The organism is Gleimia hominis (assembly GCF_002871945.2).
GTDB lineage: Bacteria > Actinomycetota > Actinomycetes > Actinomycetales > Actinomycetaceae > Gleimia > Gleimia hominis_A.
This window is the reverse complement of record NZ_CP126963.1, coordinates 109,940-127,308: the sequence shown is the minus strand read 5'-3', so window position 1 is coordinate 127,308 and position 17,369 is coordinate 109,940. Positions and strand designations below refer to the sequence as shown.

At 56.9% G+C, this 17,369-nt stretch carries 30 protein-coding genes; all 30 read right to left on the bottom strand.

The window, feature by feature from the left end:
- Window positions 1–8: 8 nt before the first annotated feature.
- Window positions 9–998: a DNA-directed RNA polymerase subunit alpha gene (locus CJ187_RS00630; protein ID WP_102216217.1), complete on the bottom strand. Its 990-nt coding sequence runs from the start codon at window positions 996–998 to the stop codon at window positions 9–11.
- Window positions 999–1,137: 139 nt separating this feature from the next.
- Window positions 1,138–1,536 (bottom strand): 30S ribosomal protein S11, encoded by a 399-nt coding sequence (rpsK, locus tag CJ187_RS00625; protein ID WP_102216218.1) that lies wholly within the window; start codon window positions 1,534–1,536, stop codon window positions 1,138–1,140.
- A 38-nt stretch (window positions 1,537–1,574) separates the two neighbouring features.
- Window positions 1,575–1,946 (bottom strand): 30S ribosomal protein S13, encoded by a 372-nt coding sequence (gene rpsM, locus CJ187_RS00620; protein WP_102216219.1) that lies wholly within the window; start codon window positions 1,944–1,946, stop codon window positions 1,575–1,577.
- A 148-nt stretch (window positions 1,947–2,094) separates the two neighbouring features.
- Window positions 2,095–2,211, bottom strand: coding sequence for a 50S ribosomal protein L36 (rpmJ, locus tag CJ187_RS00615; protein WP_102216220.1), 117 nt, complete (start codon window positions 2,209–2,211; stop codon window positions 2,095–2,097).
- Window positions 2,212–2,247: 36 nt separating this feature from the next.
- Window positions 2,248–2,469, bottom strand: coding sequence for a translation initiation factor IF-1 (gene infA / locus CJ187_RS00610; protein ID WP_102216221.1), 222 nt, complete (start codon window positions 2,467–2,469; stop codon window positions 2,248–2,250).
- A gap of 304 nt (window positions 2,470–2,773) precedes the next feature.
- A complete protein-coding gene (gene map / locus CJ187_RS00605; protein ID WP_102216222.1) occupies window positions 2,774–3,610 on the bottom strand; it encodes a type I methionyl aminopeptidase in 837 nt (278 codons plus the stop codon).
- 197 nt (window positions 3,611–3,807) lie between these two features.
- Complete coding sequence (locus CJ187_RS00600) at window positions 3,808–4,395, bottom strand: adenylate kinase (protein ID WP_102216223.1); 588 nt, start codon at window positions 4,393–4,395, stop codon at window positions 3,808–3,810.
- Window positions 4,392–5,684 carry a preprotein translocase subunit SecY gene (gene secY, locus CJ187_RS00595; protein ID WP_102216224.1) on the bottom strand — a complete coding sequence of 431 codons (1,293 nt, stop codon included), beginning with the start codon at window positions 5,682–5,684 and terminating at the stop codon, window positions 4,392–4,394. The genes CJ187_RS00600 and secY overlap by 4 nt, the downstream gene beginning before the upstream one ends.
- Before the next feature lie 158 nt (window positions 5,685–5,842).
- Window positions 5,843–6,295, bottom strand: coding sequence for a 50S ribosomal protein L15 (gene rplO, locus CJ187_RS00590; RefSeq protein WP_102216225.1), 453 nt, complete (start codon window positions 6,293–6,295; stop codon window positions 5,843–5,845).
- Window positions 6,296–6,297: 2 nt separating this feature from the next.
- Complete coding sequence (rpmD, locus tag CJ187_RS00585) at window positions 6,298–6,480, bottom strand: 50S ribosomal protein L30 (RefSeq protein ID WP_102216226.1); 183 nt, start codon at window positions 6,478–6,480, stop codon at window positions 6,298–6,300.
- Window positions 6,480–7,166 (bottom strand): 30S ribosomal protein S5, encoded by a 687-nt coding sequence (gene rpsE / locus CJ187_RS00580; RefSeq protein WP_102216581.1) that lies wholly within the window; start codon window positions 7,164–7,166, stop codon window positions 6,480–6,482. The genes rpmD and rpsE overlap by 1 nt, the downstream gene beginning before the upstream one ends.
- Before the next feature lie 26 nt (window positions 7,167–7,192).
- Complete coding sequence (rplR, locus tag CJ187_RS00575; protein WP_102216227.1) at window positions 7,193–7,561, bottom strand: 50S ribosomal protein L18; 369 nt, start codon at window positions 7,559–7,561, stop codon at window positions 7,193–7,195.
- Window positions 7,561–8,097 (bottom strand): 50S ribosomal protein L6, encoded by a 537-nt coding sequence (gene rplF / locus CJ187_RS00570; protein WP_102216228.1) that lies wholly within the window; start codon window positions 8,095–8,097, stop codon window positions 7,561–7,563. Before rplF ends, rplR begins: the two co-directional genes overlap by 1 nt.
- Before the next feature lie 11 nt (window positions 8,098–8,108).
- The gene (rpsH, locus tag CJ187_RS00565; RefSeq protein ID WP_102216229.1) at window positions 8,109–8,507 is read right to left on the bottom strand and encodes a 30S ribosomal protein S8; all 399 of its coding nucleotides are present in this window, start codon (window positions 8,505–8,507) and stop codon (window positions 8,109–8,111) included.
- Window positions 8,508–8,567: 60 nt separating this feature from the next.
- On the bottom strand, window positions 8,568–8,753 hold the full coding sequence (locus CJ187_RS00560) for a type Z 30S ribosomal protein S14 (protein WP_102216230.1): 186 nt from the start codon (window positions 8,751–8,753) through the stop codon (window positions 8,568–8,570).
- 2 nt (window positions 8,754–8,755) lie between these two features.
- Window positions 8,756–9,301, bottom strand: coding sequence for a 50S ribosomal protein L5 (gene rplE, locus CJ187_RS00555; RefSeq protein WP_102216231.1), 546 nt, complete (start codon window positions 9,299–9,301; stop codon window positions 8,756–8,758).
- Window positions 9,298–9,744 (bottom strand): 50S ribosomal protein L24, encoded by a 447-nt coding sequence (gene rplX / locus CJ187_RS00550; RefSeq protein WP_102216232.1) that lies wholly within the window; start codon window positions 9,742–9,744, stop codon window positions 9,298–9,300. Before rplX ends, rplE begins: the two co-directional genes overlap by 4 nt.
- Complete coding sequence (gene rplN, locus CJ187_RS00545; RefSeq protein ID WP_102216233.1) at window positions 9,744–10,112, bottom strand: 50S ribosomal protein L14; 369 nt, start codon at window positions 10,110–10,112, stop codon at window positions 9,744–9,746. Before rplN ends, rplX begins: the two co-directional genes overlap by 1 nt.
- A gap of 365 nt (window positions 10,113–10,477) precedes the next feature.
- Window positions 10,478–10,750: a 30S ribosomal protein S17 gene (gene rpsQ / locus CJ187_RS00540; protein WP_102216234.1), complete on the bottom strand. Its 273-nt coding sequence runs from the start codon at window positions 10,748–10,750 to the stop codon at window positions 10,478–10,480.
- Between the two features lie 5 nt (window positions 10,751–10,755).
- A complete protein-coding gene (gene rpmC, locus CJ187_RS00535) occupies window positions 10,756–10,992 on the bottom strand; it encodes a 50S ribosomal protein L29 (RefSeq protein WP_102216235.1) in 237 nt (78 codons plus the stop codon).
- The gene (gene rplP, locus CJ187_RS00530; RefSeq protein WP_102216236.1) at window positions 10,992–11,411 is read right to left on the bottom strand and encodes a 50S ribosomal protein L16; all 420 of its coding nucleotides are present in this window, start codon (window positions 11,409–11,411) and stop codon (window positions 10,992–10,994) included. The genes rpmC and rplP overlap by 1 nt, the downstream gene beginning before the upstream one ends.
- A gap of 3 nt (window positions 11,412–11,414) precedes the next feature.
- Window positions 11,415–12,233, bottom strand: coding sequence for a 30S ribosomal protein S3 (gene rpsC, locus CJ187_RS00525; RefSeq protein WP_102216237.1), 819 nt, complete (start codon window positions 12,231–12,233; stop codon window positions 11,415–11,417).
- Complete coding sequence (gene rplV, locus CJ187_RS00520) at window positions 12,233–12,604, bottom strand: 50S ribosomal protein L22 (protein ID WP_102216238.1); 372 nt, start codon at window positions 12,602–12,604, stop codon at window positions 12,233–12,235. Before rplV ends, rpsC begins: the two co-directional genes overlap by 1 nt.
- Before the next feature lie 29 nt (window positions 12,605–12,633).
- Window positions 12,634–12,912 (bottom strand): 30S ribosomal protein S19, encoded by a 279-nt coding sequence (rpsS, locus tag CJ187_RS00515; RefSeq protein ID WP_102216239.1) that lies wholly within the window; start codon window positions 12,910–12,912, stop codon window positions 12,634–12,636.
- Window positions 12,913–12,928: 16 nt separating this feature from the next.
- Window positions 12,929–13,765, bottom strand: coding sequence for a 50S ribosomal protein L2 (gene rplB / locus CJ187_RS00510; protein WP_102216240.1), 837 nt, complete (start codon window positions 13,763–13,765; stop codon window positions 12,929–12,931).
- A gap of 23 nt (window positions 13,766–13,788) precedes the next feature.
- Complete coding sequence (rplW, locus tag CJ187_RS00505) at window positions 13,789–14,091, bottom strand: 50S ribosomal protein L23 (RefSeq protein WP_102216241.1); 303 nt, start codon at window positions 14,089–14,091, stop codon at window positions 13,789–13,791.
- On the bottom strand, window positions 14,088–14,726 hold the full coding sequence (gene rplD, locus CJ187_RS00500; protein ID WP_102216242.1) for a 50S ribosomal protein L4: 639 nt from the start codon (window positions 14,724–14,726) through the stop codon (window positions 14,088–14,090). The genes rplW and rplD overlap by 4 nt, the downstream gene beginning before the upstream one ends.
- A gap of 2 nt (window positions 14,727–14,728) precedes the next feature.
- Window positions 14,729–15,394, bottom strand: a complete 666-nt coding sequence (gene rplC / locus CJ187_RS00495; RefSeq protein WP_102216243.1) for a 50S ribosomal protein L3 — start codon at window positions 15,392–15,394, stop codon at window positions 14,729–14,731.
- Window positions 15,395–15,408: 14 nt separating this feature from the next.
- Window positions 15,409–15,717: a 30S ribosomal protein S10 gene (rpsJ, locus tag CJ187_RS00490; protein ID WP_102216244.1), complete on the bottom strand. Its 309-nt coding sequence runs from the start codon at window positions 15,715–15,717 to the stop codon at window positions 15,409–15,411.
- 330 nt (window positions 15,718–16,047) lie between these two features.
- Window positions 16,048–17,238, bottom strand: coding sequence for an elongation factor Tu (gene tuf, locus CJ187_RS00485; RefSeq protein ID WP_102216245.1), 1,191 nt, complete (start codon window positions 17,236–17,238; stop codon window positions 16,048–16,050).
- Window positions 17,239–17,369: the final 131 nt, after the last annotated feature.

Here is a 17,369-nt window from a genome sequence, read left to right as displayed (position 1 = left end):
GGACGAGTTTACTCGTCACTGAACTGAATGGAACCGGACTGATCACCACTGCCAGGTGCTGGCGCCTGATCTTTCAGGGTCATCCCCAGGCCCGCCAACTGTTCCTTAATCTCCTCAATCGACTTGGAACCAAAGTTGCGGATGTCCAACAGGTCTGCCTCTGAATGAGCAACCAGTTCACCAACAGTGAGGATCCCACGGCGACGCAACGCATTGTACGAACGCGACTGCAACCCCAGGTTCTCAATCGGCAGTGCCAGGTCTGCAGACAGCGTCTCATCCGTCGCAGCCGGGCCGATCTCAATGCCCTCAGCTTCCGTGTTGAGTTCCCCAGCTAGGCCGAACAACTCCACGAGGGTTTTGCCGGCAGACGCAATCGCATCGCGCGGCAAAATAGCTGGTTTCGTTTCAACATCAACGATTAGCCGGTCGAAGTCCGTGCGCTGCTCCACACGAGTCGCCTCAACCTTATAGCTCACCTTCAAAACGGGGCTGTAGATCGAATCCACCGGGATCCGCGCCAGCTCGGCGTTCGGATCCTTATTCTGATCCGCCGAAACGTAGCCGCGGCCACGCTCAACTGTCAGTTCAATCTCCAGCTTGCCCTTTTCAGACAAGGTAGCTAGGTGCAAGTCGGGGTTGTGGATCTGCACTCCCGCAGGCGGGGTAATGTCCGCTGCGGTCACCTCACCAGTACCCGCCTTACGCAAGTACATGACGACAGGTTCGTCGTTTTCTGAGGAAAGTACGAGGTCCTTAATGTTGAGGATAATTTCCGCAACATCTTCTTTAACCCCAGGAATAGTTGAGAACTCATGCTGCACCCCATCGATGCGGATCGAGGTGACCGCTGCCCCCGGAATTGAGGAAAGCAGTGTGCGGCGCAGCGAGTTACCCAGTGTGTAGCCAAAACCTGGTTCCAACGGCTCCAGGGTGAATCGTGAACGGTACTCGCTAACCTGCTCTTCAGTAAGAGTGGGTCGCTGTGCAATTAGCACGTCTTTGGTCCTTTCTTCCTAAAGCATCCGCCATATGACGCTTCAGGTACGTTACAGGTCAGTCCTGAAACAAGTGCGGCGTTACGCAAAGGCGTTGTGCGTAACTCGACGTGGAAGACGCGAAGTCTTCGTACTTCCCTTAGACGCGACGGCGCTTCGGGGGGCGGCAACCATTGTGAGCCTGCGGCGTCACATCCTGGATTGACCCCACCTCAATGCCGGTGGCCTGAAGTGAACGGATAGCGGTCTCACGGCCCGAACCGGGGCCCTTAACGAACACGTCAACCTTCTTGACACCGTATTCCTGAGCGCGGCGAGCAGCGGATTCAGCCGCTAGTTGCGCTGCGAACGGTGTTGACTTACGCGAACCTTTGAAACCAACCTGTCCGGATGAAGCCCAAGAAAGCACCCCACCGGTCGGATCCGTGATCGAAACGATCGTGTTATTGAAAGTAGATTTAATGTAGGCGTGCCCGTGGGTTACGTTCCGGTGTTCCTTACGCTTCCCTTTGCGCGCCACTGAAGATTTAGTAGCCATAGATCATATTCTCCTACGAGTATCAGCGAAGCCGCAGCTTACGCGCTCTTCTTTCCGGCAACAGTGCGCTTGGGGCCCTTACGGGTGCGCGCGTTTGTCTTGGTGCGCTGACCATGCACGGGCAGGCCACGGCGGTGGCGCAGACCCTGGTAGCAGCCAATCTCAATCTTGCGGCGGATGTCAGCCTGCACCTCACGGCGCAAGTCACCCTCCACCTGATAGTTACCTTCGATGTACTCGCGGAGCTTCACGAACTCTTCTTCGGTAGCGTCCTTAACGCGCGTATCGGGTGAAACGCCAGTGGCTTTCAAAGTTTCTTTAGCGCGTGAACGACCTACTCCGAAAATGTAGGTGAGCGCTACCTCTAACCGCTTTTCGCGGGGGAGGTCAACGCCGGCAATACGTGCCATACTTGTTCTCCAAATTTGGAAAGGGAGGTGGTCACCTTACCATCTGGTGGCGAGCTGACGCTGCCAACCAGCCTCGGCCTCCGGTCCGAGGGTCCCGCCTAAGCGACCGGTAAAGTGCTTATATCTTTATTTATTGAACAGCGGTGCCCTATCGGCCTTGACGCTGCTTGTGTCGCGGATTGTCGCAGATCACCATGACTTTGCTGTGGCGACGAATCACCTTGCACTTGTCACAGATCTTCTTGACGCTCGGCTGTACCTTCATGGTTTACCTCCGCCAATCGGTGTTATTGTGTCTTATTTACTTGTAGCGGTAAACAATCCGGCCCCGCGTCAAATCGTAGGGCGAAAGCTCTACAACAACACGGTCTTCCGGCAGAATACGAATGTAGTGCTGACGCATTTTCCCAGAAATATGCGCGAGCACGATGTGCCCATTAGGAAGCTCCACGCGGAACATTGCGTTCGGCAATGCCTCCGAAATGGTGCCTTCCATTTCAATGACGCCATCTTTTTTGGCCATACGCTTCGTCTAACCCCTCAAGTGTATCTGAGCTTTGCGTTCGCAAAGCCCGGTCCGCCCGCCTCCACAAATACCGCGGATACAGACAATGACCCGACTAATCAGTTTAATGGAAAACCAAGCTCAACTACAGGGCAGTCCCTGTTATTTTACTCACTCTCCCGTGGCGCGCTTGCAAGAGCCCTTTGTCGTCTGCCGAAACGACCAGAGGTGTTGAAGTGCGTGAACGCTACATCTGCGAAGCAACGCTACATCTACGAATGAGCGTTACATCTGCAAAGCATCGTTACGTCTGAGGAAAACGTTACGGCTGCGGCGTAATGCCATACGGCGCAAGCCCAGACTCCCCACCATCTGGCGCGGTGAGTACCCACACCCCGTTATCGGTGAGAGCGATCGTGTGTTCCCAGTGGCTCGCCAGACGGCCATCCACCGTCTTCACCGTCCACTCATCGGCCAGCGTTTTTGTGTCAATCTTGCCATCGACCAGCATGGGTTCCACCGCGAGCACCATGCCGCGTTTCAAAGCCGGAGTTCGGCCCGCTACCTCATAGTTGTATACCGAGGGATCCATGTGCATCGCGGTCCCGATCCCGTGCCCCGTGTACTCCTCGATAATGCCCGCTTCCCAATCGCCATCGCGGTTCGCAGCCACCACCTGTTCCACCGCGCGGCCAATGTCATTAGTGCGTTTACCTGTCGCCACTGCAGCTAAAGCCGCCCACATTGACTGTTCCGTAATTCGGTTCAAACGACGTGCGGCCTCACTGCCCCGTTCGTCGCCTCCTACGATCATCGTGAACGCTGCGTCACCGTGCCACTGCTTCCCATCGCGTTCCACGTACGCGCCGCAGTCGAAACTCACCAGGTCCCCCGCATTCAACGCGGTTTCGTCTGGGATCCCATGCACGACCGTGTCATTTACAGAGATGCACACGGTTGCGGGATAACCGTAGTAACCAAGAAAATTCGACTTCGCTCCCGAAGACTCGATGACGTGCGCACTCACCGCGTCCAGTTCCAGCAAAGTCACGCCCGGTTGCGCCGCCTCCCTCAGGGCCTTGTGAATCTTTGCAACAATCAAACCGGCCTCCCGCATGTACTCAATCTGCTTCCGGTTTTTCCGTTGAATCCGCGCCACTGTTAACTCCTCACTATGTGAAACCACCCGCTGTTCGTGCGGCAACAGCGGGTGGAAAACGTTCTAAAACTGGCATGTAAACGACGCGCTATCGACTTACAACACTGCTATAAGGTGCAGCGCCACTAACAGGTTGCAGCGCTGGTAACAAGGGTGCACCACCGCTAGCAAAATCTGCTGCCGTTTGCGCCAGAACGCTATTTCTCCTTCAACGCTTCATCAAGCACCGTTTCGACCCGGGCCCAAACCTCATCCACGCTGCCGGTACCATCGATTTGAACTAGCATGTCCTGGTCTGCGTAGTACGTAGCCATCGGCTCCGTCTGCCGGTGATAGACCTCCAGTCGGTGGCGGATAACCGGTTCAGTATCGTCCGCGCGGCCCTCTTGCTCAGCACGTTTCAATAGCCTGTCAACAACCGAATCCTCATCAACCGCAATCTCCATTACCAGAGTAATCTCTTGGTGAAGCGCTGCCAGGGCGTCCCGCAGAAAATGCGCTTGCTCGAGAGTGCGGGGGTAACCGTCCAACAGGTAACCATCCTGAACATCCGGTGCTTTCAAGCGAGCCTGAACCATCGGGTTCGTCACGGAATCGGGCACGAACTCACCCTTATTGATGTACTCGCGGGCCTGCTGCCCCAAAACCGTGTCCTGAGCCAGGTTCTCTCGAAATATAGCACCCGTTGAGATAGCTGGAATGCCGAGTTTTTGCGCGATACGCTTCGCCTGCGTGCCCTTGCCCGCACCTGGGGCACCCAGCATAATGATCACTGGTTTGCTCATTGCAAGAATCCTTCGTAATGGTGTTTTTGAAGCTGTGAATCAATCTGCATCACCGTCTGCAGGCCAACGCCCACGACGATCAGCAGCGTAGTCCCACCGAACGGCATCTGCCCGCCCTCAAGATGAAGTGGAATCATCGCAATCGAAGGCAACAGGGCAACAATCACCAAATACAAAGCGCCGGCGGTGGTAATCCGGTTCATGACGTACCGCAAGTAATCTGCAGTCGGAACCCCGGCGCGGATACCTGGAATGAAACCACCATACTTCTTCATGTTGTCCGCAACCTCATCTGGGTTAAACGTAATCGACGTGTAGAAGAAGGTGAAGAACAGGATCATCAATCCGTTCGCAACCAGATAAACAACGGTAGTGCGCGCAAAGTTAGCGTGAATCCACTGCACCCACGAGTCATTGGGGCTACCGAAGTTAGCGATCATCGTTGGCAAAGCCAGAATTGAGGTCGAGAAAATCACTGGAATAACGTTCGCCATGTTGATCTTCAGTGGAATATAAGTGGATGACCCACCCATGAGGCGCTGCCCCACCATCCGTTTCGCGTACTGTACCGGGATGCGACGCTGAGCCAGCTCAATGTAAACCACCACCATGGTGATCACCAAGATGAGCGCCAGAATCCAGAAGACCTTCCCCCATGCCCCAGCGCGGCCAATGGAGAACAGGTGCGCCGGCAGTGTCGCGGTAATTGAAGTGAAAATCAGTAGGGACATGCCGTTGCCAATGCCGCGTTCGGTGATGAGCTCACCCATCCACATGATCACGCCGGTACCGGCAGTCATAACCAGTAGCATCATCAAGAAAGTACCAGCGTTCTTCTCTGGAATCACCGGGGCAGAACAGCCGGGGAACAACCGGTCTGCCATAGCCAAACTGATCATTGTAGAAGACTGGAGGACGCCCAAGAAAATAGTTAGGTAACGCGTGTACTGCGTTAACTTCGTCTGCCCCTGCTGACCTTCCTTATGGAGGTCATCGAACCGTGGAATCACGACGCGAAGCAACTGCACAATAATCGACGCCGTAATATAGGGCATGATCCCCAGTGCAAACACTGACAGCTGCAGTAATGCTCCACCGGAAAACAAGTTAACGAGATCCAGCAGGGAGTTCTCCCCCTGCTGCGCCACACACGTTTGAATGTTAGGCGTGGACACACCCGGTGTAGGGATAAAAGACCCCAGGCGGAACAGCCCCATTATGAGCAAACTGAACAGCAGTTTACCCCGCAGATCAGGCGTGCGAAATGCCTGTGCAAATGTGCTGAGCACGCGTCCTCCTCATAAAATATGCGCACTAGTGCACGACCTAGCGTACCGGAAAACAATCGCTGGCGGTAAATCGCCCAAACTCTAAAACTGAAAGCTCACACAGCAAGGTGGCTCGACCACGAATGATCGAGCCACCTTACATATTCACCAGCCTCGAATTACCGAGCCTGGATGGTGCCGCCAGCCTTGGTGATCTTCTCCTCAGCGGACGCAGACCACTTGTCGACGGTAATGTTGAACTTCTTCGTAACCTCGCCCGTCCCAAGTACCTTCACGGGACAGTTCTTACGAACCGCGTTCTTCTCCACGAGAGCGTCAACAGTTACGTCGCCACCCTCCGGGAAAAGCTCTTCCAACCGACCCAGGTTCACAACCTGGTACTCAACGCGGAACGGGTTTTTGAATCCACGCAGCTTAGGCATGCGCATATGCATCGGCATCTGCCCACCCTCGAACGCTGCGGGAACGGTGTTACGAGCCTTCGTACCCTTCGTACCACGGCCCGAAGTTTTACCCTTCGAACCTTCACCGCGGCCAACGCGTTGCTTACGCGTGGTAGCTCCGGGTGCGGACTTTAGGTCGTGCAGGCGTAGAACCTTCTTCTCAGCCATGGTTACTCGACCTCCTCTACCTCAACCATGTGGCGGACAACCTGGATGAGGCCGCGAACGGACGGCGTGTCATCACGGACAACGCTTTGACCGATCTTGCGCAAACCCAGAGTCACGATGGTGGCGCGCTGCTTAGGCGTGCGACCAATCGACGAGCGCGTACGGGTAATCTTCAGTTTCGCCATTACGCACCTACCCCTGCTGCTGCCTCGTTCTCAGCGATTTCAGCCATGAGGCGCTCCGCCTCTTCACCTTCAGCACGGGCACGCAACATCGATGCTGGCGCAACGCGTTCCAGTGCGAGTCCGCGGCGGGCTGCCACGGCCTCAGGCTGCTCAAGTTCTTTCAAACCAGCAACCGTAGCCCGAACAATATTCAGTGCGTTTTGCGATCCCAAGGACTTCGTCAGCACGTCGTGTACACCAGCGCATTCCAGCACGGCGCGCACTGGACCACCCGCGATTACCCCAGTACCGGGGGAAGCGGGGCGCAGCAACACGATTCCAGCCGCATCTTCCCCACGCACCAGGTGCGTGATCGTCCGGCCAATCATGGGGACGCGGAAGAAGTTCTTCTTCGCGTCTTCCACACCTTTTGCAATCGCCTGAGGTACTTCTTTTGCTTTACCGTAGCCAACACCCACGGTGCCTTCGCCGTCACCGACCACTACCAGAGCGGTGAATGCGAACCGGCGCCCACCCTTAACCACTTTGGAAACGCGGTTAATGGTGACCACGCGCTCTTCGTACTGGTCGCGGCTATCATTGCGGCGGTTGTCGCGACGCTCGTTACGGCCCGACCGACGCTCACGCCGGTTATCCTGCCGCTCCTGCGTCTGCTGGCCGCCCTTCTTCGTCTCTTCTGCAGCCATCTGCGTGTTCTCTTTCTTCTGCTCACTCATAGCTTCAAGCCACCCTCACGGGCACCCTCGGCCACAGCAGCTACGCGTCCGTGGTACTTGTTTCCCCCACGGTCGAACACCACTGCGGTGATGCCAGCCTCTTTAGCGCGCTGTGCAACCGCTTCACCCACCTTGCGGGCGGCGTCAGTTTTGTTCTCTGCGCCCTCGAGGCCGGATTCCATTGTTGACGCCGACGCGAGTGTGTTCCCCAAGTCGTCATCGATCACTTGCGCCACCATGTGGCGGTTAGACCGGGTGACAACCAGGCGGGGACGCTCAGCGGTGCCATGAACCTTGTTACGCACGCGGTGGTGGCGGCGGAGCCGAGCAACGCGCTTACCTTTACCTTTAACGGTGTAAGACATTACTTACCAGCCTTTCCAACCTTGCGACGGATTTGCTCACCCGCGTAACGAATCCCTTTACCCTTGTAGGGTTCGGGCTTGCGGATCTTACGGATACGAGCAGCGGTTTCACCAACCAGTTGCTTATCAATACCCGCTACCGAGAACTTGTTCGCAGACTCAACTTTGAACTCGATGCCTTCAGGCGCTTCGAATAGCACCGGGTGAGAGTATCCAACCGCGAACTCCAGGTTCTTGCCTTTAGCTGCTACGCGGTAACCGGTACCCACGATCTCCAGGGCTTTCGTGTACCCTTCGGTAACGCCGATGATCATGTTCTCAATCAAGGACCGTTCCAACCCGTGGCGGGAACGAGCTACTCGGGACTCGTCAGGGCGCTTCACGAACACCTGCGCGTCCTCAACAACAGCGGTGATTGGTTCAACAATCGTGTGCTCAAGGCTGCCTTTCGGGCCCTTAACACTCACGTGGGCGCCATCAATAGTGACATCCACGCCGTTTGGGATTGCGATAGGAGTCTTACCGATACGTGACATTGGTTTCCTCCTTACCAGATGTAGGCGAGGACTTCCCCACCTACGCCCCTGTTGAACGCTTCACGATCCGTCAGTAGACCGGATGAGGTCGAAAGAATCGCGACACCCAAACCACCACGCACGCGCGGCAGCTCGGACGATTTCGCGTACACGCGCAAACCCGGTTTGGATACGCGTTGTACACCTGAGATGGCGGCCTCACGGTTGTGGCCGTACTTGAGGTCAAGCGTCAGGGTCTTACCGACCGGCGCTTCCTCTACCTTCGTTGCGGCAACGTAACCTTCCGCAACGAGGATTTGTGCAATTGCTGCCTTCAACTTCGAGTGCGGCATAGACACGGAATCGTGGTGCGCGCGACTCGCGTTACGCAGACGCGTCAGCATGTCTGCGATCGGGTCAGTCATTGTCATTGGGGTTTCCCCCCTTCCTCAACGTGGTTTCCTCCAGTGAAGGACCTGCGCTGTAGTGGTTTACCAGCTGCTCTTCGTCACGCCTGGGAGTTCACCCGCAAGGGCGAGCTCACGCAAGCAAACGCGGCATAGTCCGAACTTGCGGTACACCGAGCGGGGACGCCCGCACCGGTTGCAACGCGTGTATCCACGAACCTTGAACTTTGGTTTCCGGTTCGCTTTAACCTTCAAAGATGTCTTCGCCATGCTTACTTCTCCTTGAACGGGAAGCCGAGCCCGTGAATCAGAGCGCGACCTTCCTCGTCGGTCTTAGCTGACGTGACAATCGTGATATCCATGCCACGTACGCGGTCAATTGAATCCACGTCGATCTCGTGGAACACCGATTGCTCCGTGAGGCCGAACGTGTAGTTACCCTGACCGTCGAACTGATTGGGGTTCATGCCGCGAAAGTCGCGGATACGGGGAAGAGCCGTAGAAATCAGACGGTCCATGAATTCCCACATGCGATCCCCACGCATGGTCACGTGCGCACCAATTGGCTGGCCCTGACGCAGTTTGAACTGCGCAATGGATTTACGTGCGCGGCTCACAGACGGTTTCTGGCCCGTAATTTTCGTGAGGTCCCGAATCGCCCCATCCATTGCTTTAGAGTCGTGCGCTGCAGCCCCGACACCCATGTTCACAACTACCTTCACGAGTGATGGCACCTGCATGGTGTTCTCGTAGTTGAACTTCTTCTCGAGGTTCGGGCGTACCTCGTCTACGAACTTAGTTTTTAGACGCGGGGTCATGCTCCGATCTCCTTCCCGGTCTCGAGGCCGCGTGCCGCTCCACCGCGGATAACGCGGATCGGGTTGCGGTTAACGCGCTTGCCGTTCTCGTCAACATCGATGCGGAAGCCAACGCGTACGCGCTGCTTCGTGTCGGGGTCAACGAGCATTACTTTAGACACGTGGATCGGTGCTTCAACCATCTCAATACCACCGGTTGCCGCGCCCTGGGCTGTCTGCCCTTGACGCACGTGACGCGTCTTTAGGTTCACACCCTCGACCAAGACTTTTTGGTCTTTGGGGAATACTTTAATTACGCGCCCCTGCTTACCCTTGTCACCGGGTTTGAGTGGTTCTAGTCCCTGCTCTGCACGACGGGCGTTGCGTGCATCAATCTTCTTCTGGTCTGATGTGCGGCCAGAGATGACCTCAACCAGATCGCCCTTCTTAATCTTTGCTGCCATTAGAGCACCTCCGGCGCTAGTGACACGATCCGCATGAACTGTTTTTCACGCAGTTCACGGCCCACGGGCCCAAAAATACGGGTCCCGCGAGGTTCGTTGTTGGTGCCGAGGATTACGGCTGCGTTCTCATCAAAACGAATGTAGGAACCATCGGGACGCCGGCGTTCCTTGCGCGTGCGCACAATCACTGCCTTAACGACCTCACCCTTTTTGACGTTGCCGCCAGGGATCGCGTCCTTAACTGTGGCGACGATGACGTCACCTACACCCGCGTAGCGTCGACCGGATCCACCGAGCACGCGGATGCAAAGAATTTCCTTCGCCCCCGTGTTGTCGGCGATCTTCAGTCGCGACTCCTGCTGGATCATTAGTTGTTCTCCAATCGTCGAACCGGTTCTCCAGCCCAGCGGGCTGAGCCTTGTCGAACGTATACGGACTCGTGCAACCAGGTGGCTGCACATCTTCTTCGCCAGTTCCTGCACGTGCGGCACACGAACCACACTCGTGCGATGCGGTGCCGGTTAGTGCCTGGCTCGCGTTTACGCCTAAACCTCGTTATCCCCACGCTCTGAAAATGAGCGTGCGTACACTAGTTCCGCGTAAAAACGCAACCTCATTAGTCTATGCCATCCGCTTCCCCAATTGGAAGGAGGATTAGTCGCACCATCTGTGCCTTTGCTCACGATAAAGTGAGAGGCCGCCCCGAGGGGCGGCCTCCAGTAACAATCAAAAGTTACTTCGCGCGTTCGATGATGTCGGTTACGCGCCAACGCTTCGTTTTCGACAGTGGACGGGTCTCCATGATCCGAACAAGGTCACCAATGCGCAACTCATTGTTTTCGTCGTGCACCTTAACCTTCTTCTTTTTGGTCATAACCTTGCCGTAAAGCGGGTGCTTAACCCGGTCTTCCAGCTCCACTACGACCGTCTTGTCCATCTTGTCGCTAACCACGTGGCCGCGACGAACCTTACGTTCGCCCCGCACCGGTTTCGTTGCATCAGCCATTTAGATCACTCCTCACTCCCAGGCGCCGTGCGGATCCCCAGCTCACGCTCACGCGCCACAGTGTAAATACGGGCAATATTTCCACGCACCGCCTTGAAGCGACCGTGATCCTCTAGCTGACCGAGAGCCTTGGAGAACCTGAGGTTAAACAGTTCCGCCTTAGCCTTCTCCAGTTCGGAAGCCAGCTGCGTGTCGTCCATCTCATCGAGAGCGGCGGTTGTCAGACGATTGTTGTCTGCCATTATGCGTCACCACCTTCACGAACAAGGAAACGAGTCTTAATAGGAAGCTTGTGCTGGGCGCGACGCATGGCCTCGCGAGCCACGCTTTCCGGCACACCAGCTAGTTCGAACATCACCCGGCCGGGCTTCACGTTCGCAATCCAGAACTCCGGAGCACCTTTACCGGAACCCATACGCGTTTCCAACGGTTTCTTTGTGAGCGCGTGATCGGGGAAAATGTTGATCCACACTTTACCGCCACGCTTAATGAACCGAGTCATGGCAATACGCGCTGCCTCAATCTGACGGTTCGTAATGTACGCCGGCTCCAATGCCTGGATGCCGTAATCACCGAACGAAATCTCGGTGCCGCCTTTAGCCATACCGCTACGCGTTGGGCGGTGTGGCTTGCGGTACTTAGTACGTCTTGGGATAAGCACGGCCTAGCCCTCCGATCCTTTTTGCTCAGCCTTCGCGTCCGCAGCGGGTGCTGCCTCACGCTTTTCTGACTGATTGTTCCTACGCTGCCCACCGGAGCGACGCTGGCCCCGGCGACCACCACGGCGTTCGCCTCGACGACCACCACGGTTACCAGCCTCGACTTGCTGCTGAGCGAACTCCCGCTCCGTCAAGTCACCCTTGTAAATCCACACCTTCACACCAATGCGGCCGAACGTGGTCACGGCCTCGTAGAAACCGTAATCAATGTTCGCGCGCAGCGTGTGCAGTGGCACCCGGCCCTCACGGTAAAACTCCGAGCGCGACATTTCCGCGCCCCCTAAACGGCCGGAGCACTGAACGCGGATACCTTTAGCGCCCGAACGAAGAGCGGACTGCATGCCCTTACGCATCGCGCGACGGAACGACACGCGCGCCGCCAGCTGCTCTGCAATCCCTTGCGCAACCAGACGCGCGTCCATTTCCGCGTTCTTAACTTCCAGGATGTTCAGCTGAACCTGTTTGCCCGTCAGCTTCTCAAGCCGCTGCCGCAACCGGTCGGCCTCCGCTCCACGGCGACCAATCACAATCCCTGGGCGAGCGGTGTACAGATCCACTCGAACCCGGTCGGTTGTGCGTTCAATGACGATGCGGGAAACACCCGCGCGTTCCAGGTTCGCGTTGAGGAAATCGCGGATCGCGAAGTCTTCAGCTACGTAATCGCTGTAACGCTGCCCTTTAGTAGTGGAGTCAGCGAACCAGCGAGAGCGGTGCTCGGTTGTTACACCCAGCCTAAACCCGGTGGGGTTAACTTTTTGACCCATTACCGGCCTTCCTTCCCAGTCTCGTCCTTCGTGCCCACTACTAGAGTGATGTGGCTGGTGCGTTTCAGAATCTGTCCCGCCCGGCCCTGTGCGCGGGGGCGGAACCGCTTCATCGTTGGACCTTCGTCAACAAAGGCTTCCACGACGTAAAGGTCTTCCTCACGGAAAGTTTCCCCAGCGTTTTGTGCCAACACGCGTGCGTTAGCGACGGCACTGTTCAATACTTTGTTCACATCAGTTGCTACAGCATGCGGAGCGAACCGCAAGATGTCAGCTGCCTCAAGGACCCGCTTGTTGCGAACCTCGTTCACAACCCGGCGAGCCTTCATGGGCGTGACGCGAACGTAGCGCGCCTGCGCCTTAGCTACCATTGTCCTTGCCTCACTTCTCCTCGGGCGCCTTAACGGCGTCCTTTGCGGTCGTCCTTGTCATGGCCGCGGAATGTCCGAGTGGGAGCGAACTCGCCGAGCTTGTGCCCCACCATCGATTCCGTGATGTACACCGGCACGTGCTTGCGCCCGTCGTGCACAGCGAACGTGTGCCCCAGGAAGTCCGGGGTGATGACGGAACGACGTGACCAGGTTTTGATAACGTTCTTCGTGCCCTTTTCGTTCTGAGCGTCCACCTTCTTTAGCAGGTGCTCGTCGACGAAAGGACCCTTCTTCAGACTACGTGGCATTTTTTGTCAGCTCCTATCAGCGCTTTTTGCCAGTCCGGCGACGGCGCACAATGAGCCTGTCGCTGGCCTTGTTCGGACGACGAGTACGACCCTCAGGCTGCCCCCAAGGTGACACTGGGTGACGACCACCAGAGGTGCGGCCTTCACCACCACCGTGTGGGTGATCCACCGGGTTCATAGCAACACCACGAACTTTCGGGCGGCGTCCCTTCCAACGCATCCGACCGGCTTTACCCCAGCTGATGTTGGACTGTTCTGCGTTCCCAACCTCACCAACGGTGGCGCGGCACATGATTTCGACGTTCCGGATCTCTCCGGACGGCATACGCAGCTGAGCGTAACGGCCTTCGCGGGCCACTAGGCGCACGGAAGTACCGGCGGAACGCGCAATCTTTGCGCCCCCACCCGGATACATCTCGACAGCGTGAACAACGGTGCCGACGGGGATGTTGCGCAAAGGCAGGTTGTTCCCCGGCTTGATGTCCGCGTTCGCACCCGATTCCACAACGTCACCCTGGTTCAGCTTTGCTGGCGCCAGAATGTAACGTTTTGTCCCATCTACATAGTGCAGCAGGGCAATGCGCGCGGTACGGTTCGGATCGTATTCGATGTGCGCGACCTTTGCGGGTACGCCATCTTTATCGTTACGGCGAAAGTCGATGAGGCGGTAGGCGCGTTTGTGCCCGCCACCGCGGCGACGTGCCGTGATGCGACCGTGGTTGTTACGACCACCGGTCTTGGTCAGTGGGCGAACCAGAGACTTTTCCGGAGTAGACCGGGTGATCTCCACGAAGTCCGCCACAGAGCTGCCGCGACGTCCCGGCGTCGTCGGCTTGTATCTACGGATTCCCATGTTTATCCTCTACTCTTCGTGTCTCAGGCGAGGTCACCGAAGATGTCGATCGTGCCTTCACGCAGTGTGACAATGGCGCGTTTCGTGTTCTTTCGGCGGCCGATCCCGTCGCGCGTGCGATAGGCTTTGCCCTGTCGGTTTTGCGTCGCGACGTGCGAGACCTTTACGTTGAAGATCTTTTCAATCGCGAGGCGGATTTCAGTCTTGTTCGACCGCGGGTCAACGAGGAAGGTGTACTTCCCCAGATCCATTAGGCCCGAAGACTTTTCGGTAATGACCGGCGCGATGATGATGTCGCGAGGGTTTTTCGCTAGTTCCAGGCTCACTTGTTGCCCTCCTTAGCTGCAAGGAACTGCTCGAGCGCGGTCTTGTGGAAGACAACGTACTCGGAGTTCATTACGTCCAGCGTGTTTAACTGGTCTACGTACAAAATGTGTACGTTAGGAAGGTTGCGTACCGACAAAATGTTGTTGTCGTCGCCACGGAACGTTACGTACAGCGTGCGTTCCCCCGCCGTGAGGCGATCTACCGCTACGCGCGCTTCCTTCGTTGAAATTTTGTCTTCCGCAATGAAACCGGTGACCACGAGGATACGGTCTGCGTCCGCCCGGTTAGAAAGCGCACTGTACAGAGCCCCGAGCTTCATTTTCTTAGGGGTACGTTGCGCGTAGGAGCGCGGCTGCGGTCCGTGAACCACACCGCCACCAGTCCACTGGGGTGCGCGGATTGAACCTTGGCGTGCCCGGCCGGTGCCTTTCTGACGCCACGGTTTCTTACCGCCACCAGAAACTTCACCGCGGGTCTTCGCTTTGGCGGTACCCGCGCGGGAAGCGGCTAGTTGCGCTTTCACTACCTGGTGAATGAGGGGCACGTTGACATCGCGGCCGAAGTACTGTTCGGGTAGTTCCGCGGTCTCAACCTTCTTGCCCTCAACGTCTAGAACGTCAACTTTGTTAGCCATCGTTACGCTCCTTTCACGGCCGTGCGCACGAGCACCACGGCGTTCTTGGGGCCAGGAATGGCGCCCTTAATGAGCAGCAAGCCTTTGTCGGTGTCGACACCGAAAACGCGCAGGTTCTGAACTGTGCGCCGCTTGTTCCCCATGCGGCCTGCCATCCGGAGGCCTTTGAAGATACGTCCGGGAGTTGCGCAAGCCCCGATTGAGCCGGGTTTGCGGTGGTTGCGGTGTGCACCGTGCGAAGCGGAAGCACCACCGAATCCGTGGCGCTTCATAACGCCTGCGAATCCTTTACCTTTGGTGTTTCCGGAAACGTCTACCTTTTGGCCAACCTCGAAGATATCGGCAGCCAGTTCTTGGCCCACTTCGTAGTTGTCCGCGTCGGAAGTACGTACTTCCACGAGGTGACGGCGCGGCGTTACACCCGCTTTCTTGAAGTGTCCCGCGAGGGGTTTTGTAATGCGGCGAGGGTCAATCTCGCCAAAGCCTATTTGTGCGGCTGTGTAGCCATCAGTCTCTTCGGTGCGCACCTGCGTGACGACGTTGGTGCCCACCTGCACGACCGTGAGTGGAACGACTTTACCGTCTGCGTCCCACGCCTGGGTCATGCCGAGCTTGCGGCCAAGTAGCGCCTTAACGGGCGCAACCGCGTGCTTGGTGTCAGTAGTCATTTTTACAGGTTTCCTCAGAGTTTAATATCGATTTTCACGTCAGCGGGCAGGTCGAGTCGCATGAGCGAATCCACTGCCTTGGGCGTCGGGTCGATGATGTCAATGAGACGCTTGTGTGTACGCATCTCGAAGTGTTCGCGGCTGTCCTTGTACTTGTGGGGCGACCGAACTACTACGAAGACGTTTCGTTCAGTCGGCAGCGGCACCGGGCCCACTACCGTCGCACCGGCGCGTTGCACAGTGTCGACGATCTTGCGCGCGGAGCTGTCAATGACCTCGTGGTCATAGGACTTGAGCCGGATGCGGATCTTTTGTCCCGCCATGCCGTCTTTCCTCTCTTAACAGCTATTCACCGGTCCCCGCACTCGGGCGTGTCGCCATTTGCGACGCATTAGCGCGGCGCTCTTTCCTCACGGAGGAGCTGGACCGTATTGTGATCAAAGAACTTTGGGTGATTACCCATCGTTTGCGACTAAGTCGCGTAACGATATCTATCTAGCGAGGCATTGCCTCGTTTGACGCAACCATGACAGTCTTTCAGATTCACAGCGAAATTCCAACCCGAACAACAGCAATTAGACTGTGAATCACGTCAAAGTACAAAAATGTGGCCCGGACGCATCCGGGCCACATGTGGTAAATCCTAAATCAGATTAGGAAAGCACCTCGGTCACACGACCGGAACCAACGGTACGGCCACCCTCACGGATAGCGAAGCCGAGGCCGACCTCCATAGCGATCGGCTGAATCAGCTCAACCGTGATCTCCGTGGTGTCGCCAGGCATAACCATGTCGGTGCCCTCAGGCAGTTCAATAACACCCGTCACGTCCGTGGTACGGAAGTAGAACTGAGGACGGTAGTTGGTGAAGAACGGCTTGTGACGACCGCCCTCTTCCTTCTTCAGGATGTAAACCTGACCCTTGAACTTCGTGTGCGGCGTAATGGAACCGGGGATCGCGACAACCTGGCCGCGCTCCACGTCCTCACGCTTGGTGCCACGCAGCAGCAGACCACAGTTCTCGCCTGCCCACGCTTCGTCCATAGCCTTGTGGAACATCTCGATACCGGTAACAGTGGTCTTCTGCGGATCACGGATACCGAGGATCTCGACCTCCGCGTTCAGCGGGAGCTTACCACGCTCAACACGGCCCGTTACCACGGTGCCACGGCCGGTGATGGTGAAGACGTCCTCAATCGGCATGAGGAACGGCTTGTCCATGTCACGCTCGGGGGTGGGGATGTATTCGTCAACGGTCTCCATGAGCTTCTCAACCGCAGCTACCCACTCCGCGTCGCCTTCCAGCGCCTTCAGAGCAGATACGTGGATGATCGGCGCGTTCTCACCGTCGTAACCCTGGGAGTCGAGGAGCTCGCGCACCTCTTCTTCAACCAGTTCCAGCATCTCTTCGTCGTCGACCATGTCGCACTTGTTCAGCGCCACGATGATCGTTGGCACGCCCACCTGACGGGCGAGCAGTACGTGCTCGCGCGTCTGAGCCATCGGGCCGTCAGTTGCAGCTACCACGAGGATTGCGCCGTCCATCTGTGCGGCACCCGTGATCATGTTCTTCACGTAGTCAGCGTGACCGGGTGCGTCCACGTGAGCGTAGTGACGCTTGTCAGTCTGGTACTCAACGTGAGACACGTTGATGGTAATACCACGGTCGCGCTCCTCGGGAGCGTTATCCACCTGATCGAACGGCGTGAAGTCGTTCAACTCAGGGTACTTGTCGTGCAGTACCTTGGTGATTGCCGCGGTCAGCGTAGTTTTACCGTGGTCAACGTGACCAATGGTACCGATGTTTACGTGCGGTTTTGTCCGCTCAAACTTGGCCTTCGCCACTTGTGTCCTCCTGGACTCGGGTAGATGATTACAGCCTTTGGCTAGGAATTAGCCTAGCACCAAAAACGTGATCGATACTACGGGGTTTACATATTGTGCGCGGGTTAACGCCGCTTTTGCCTTAACTATTG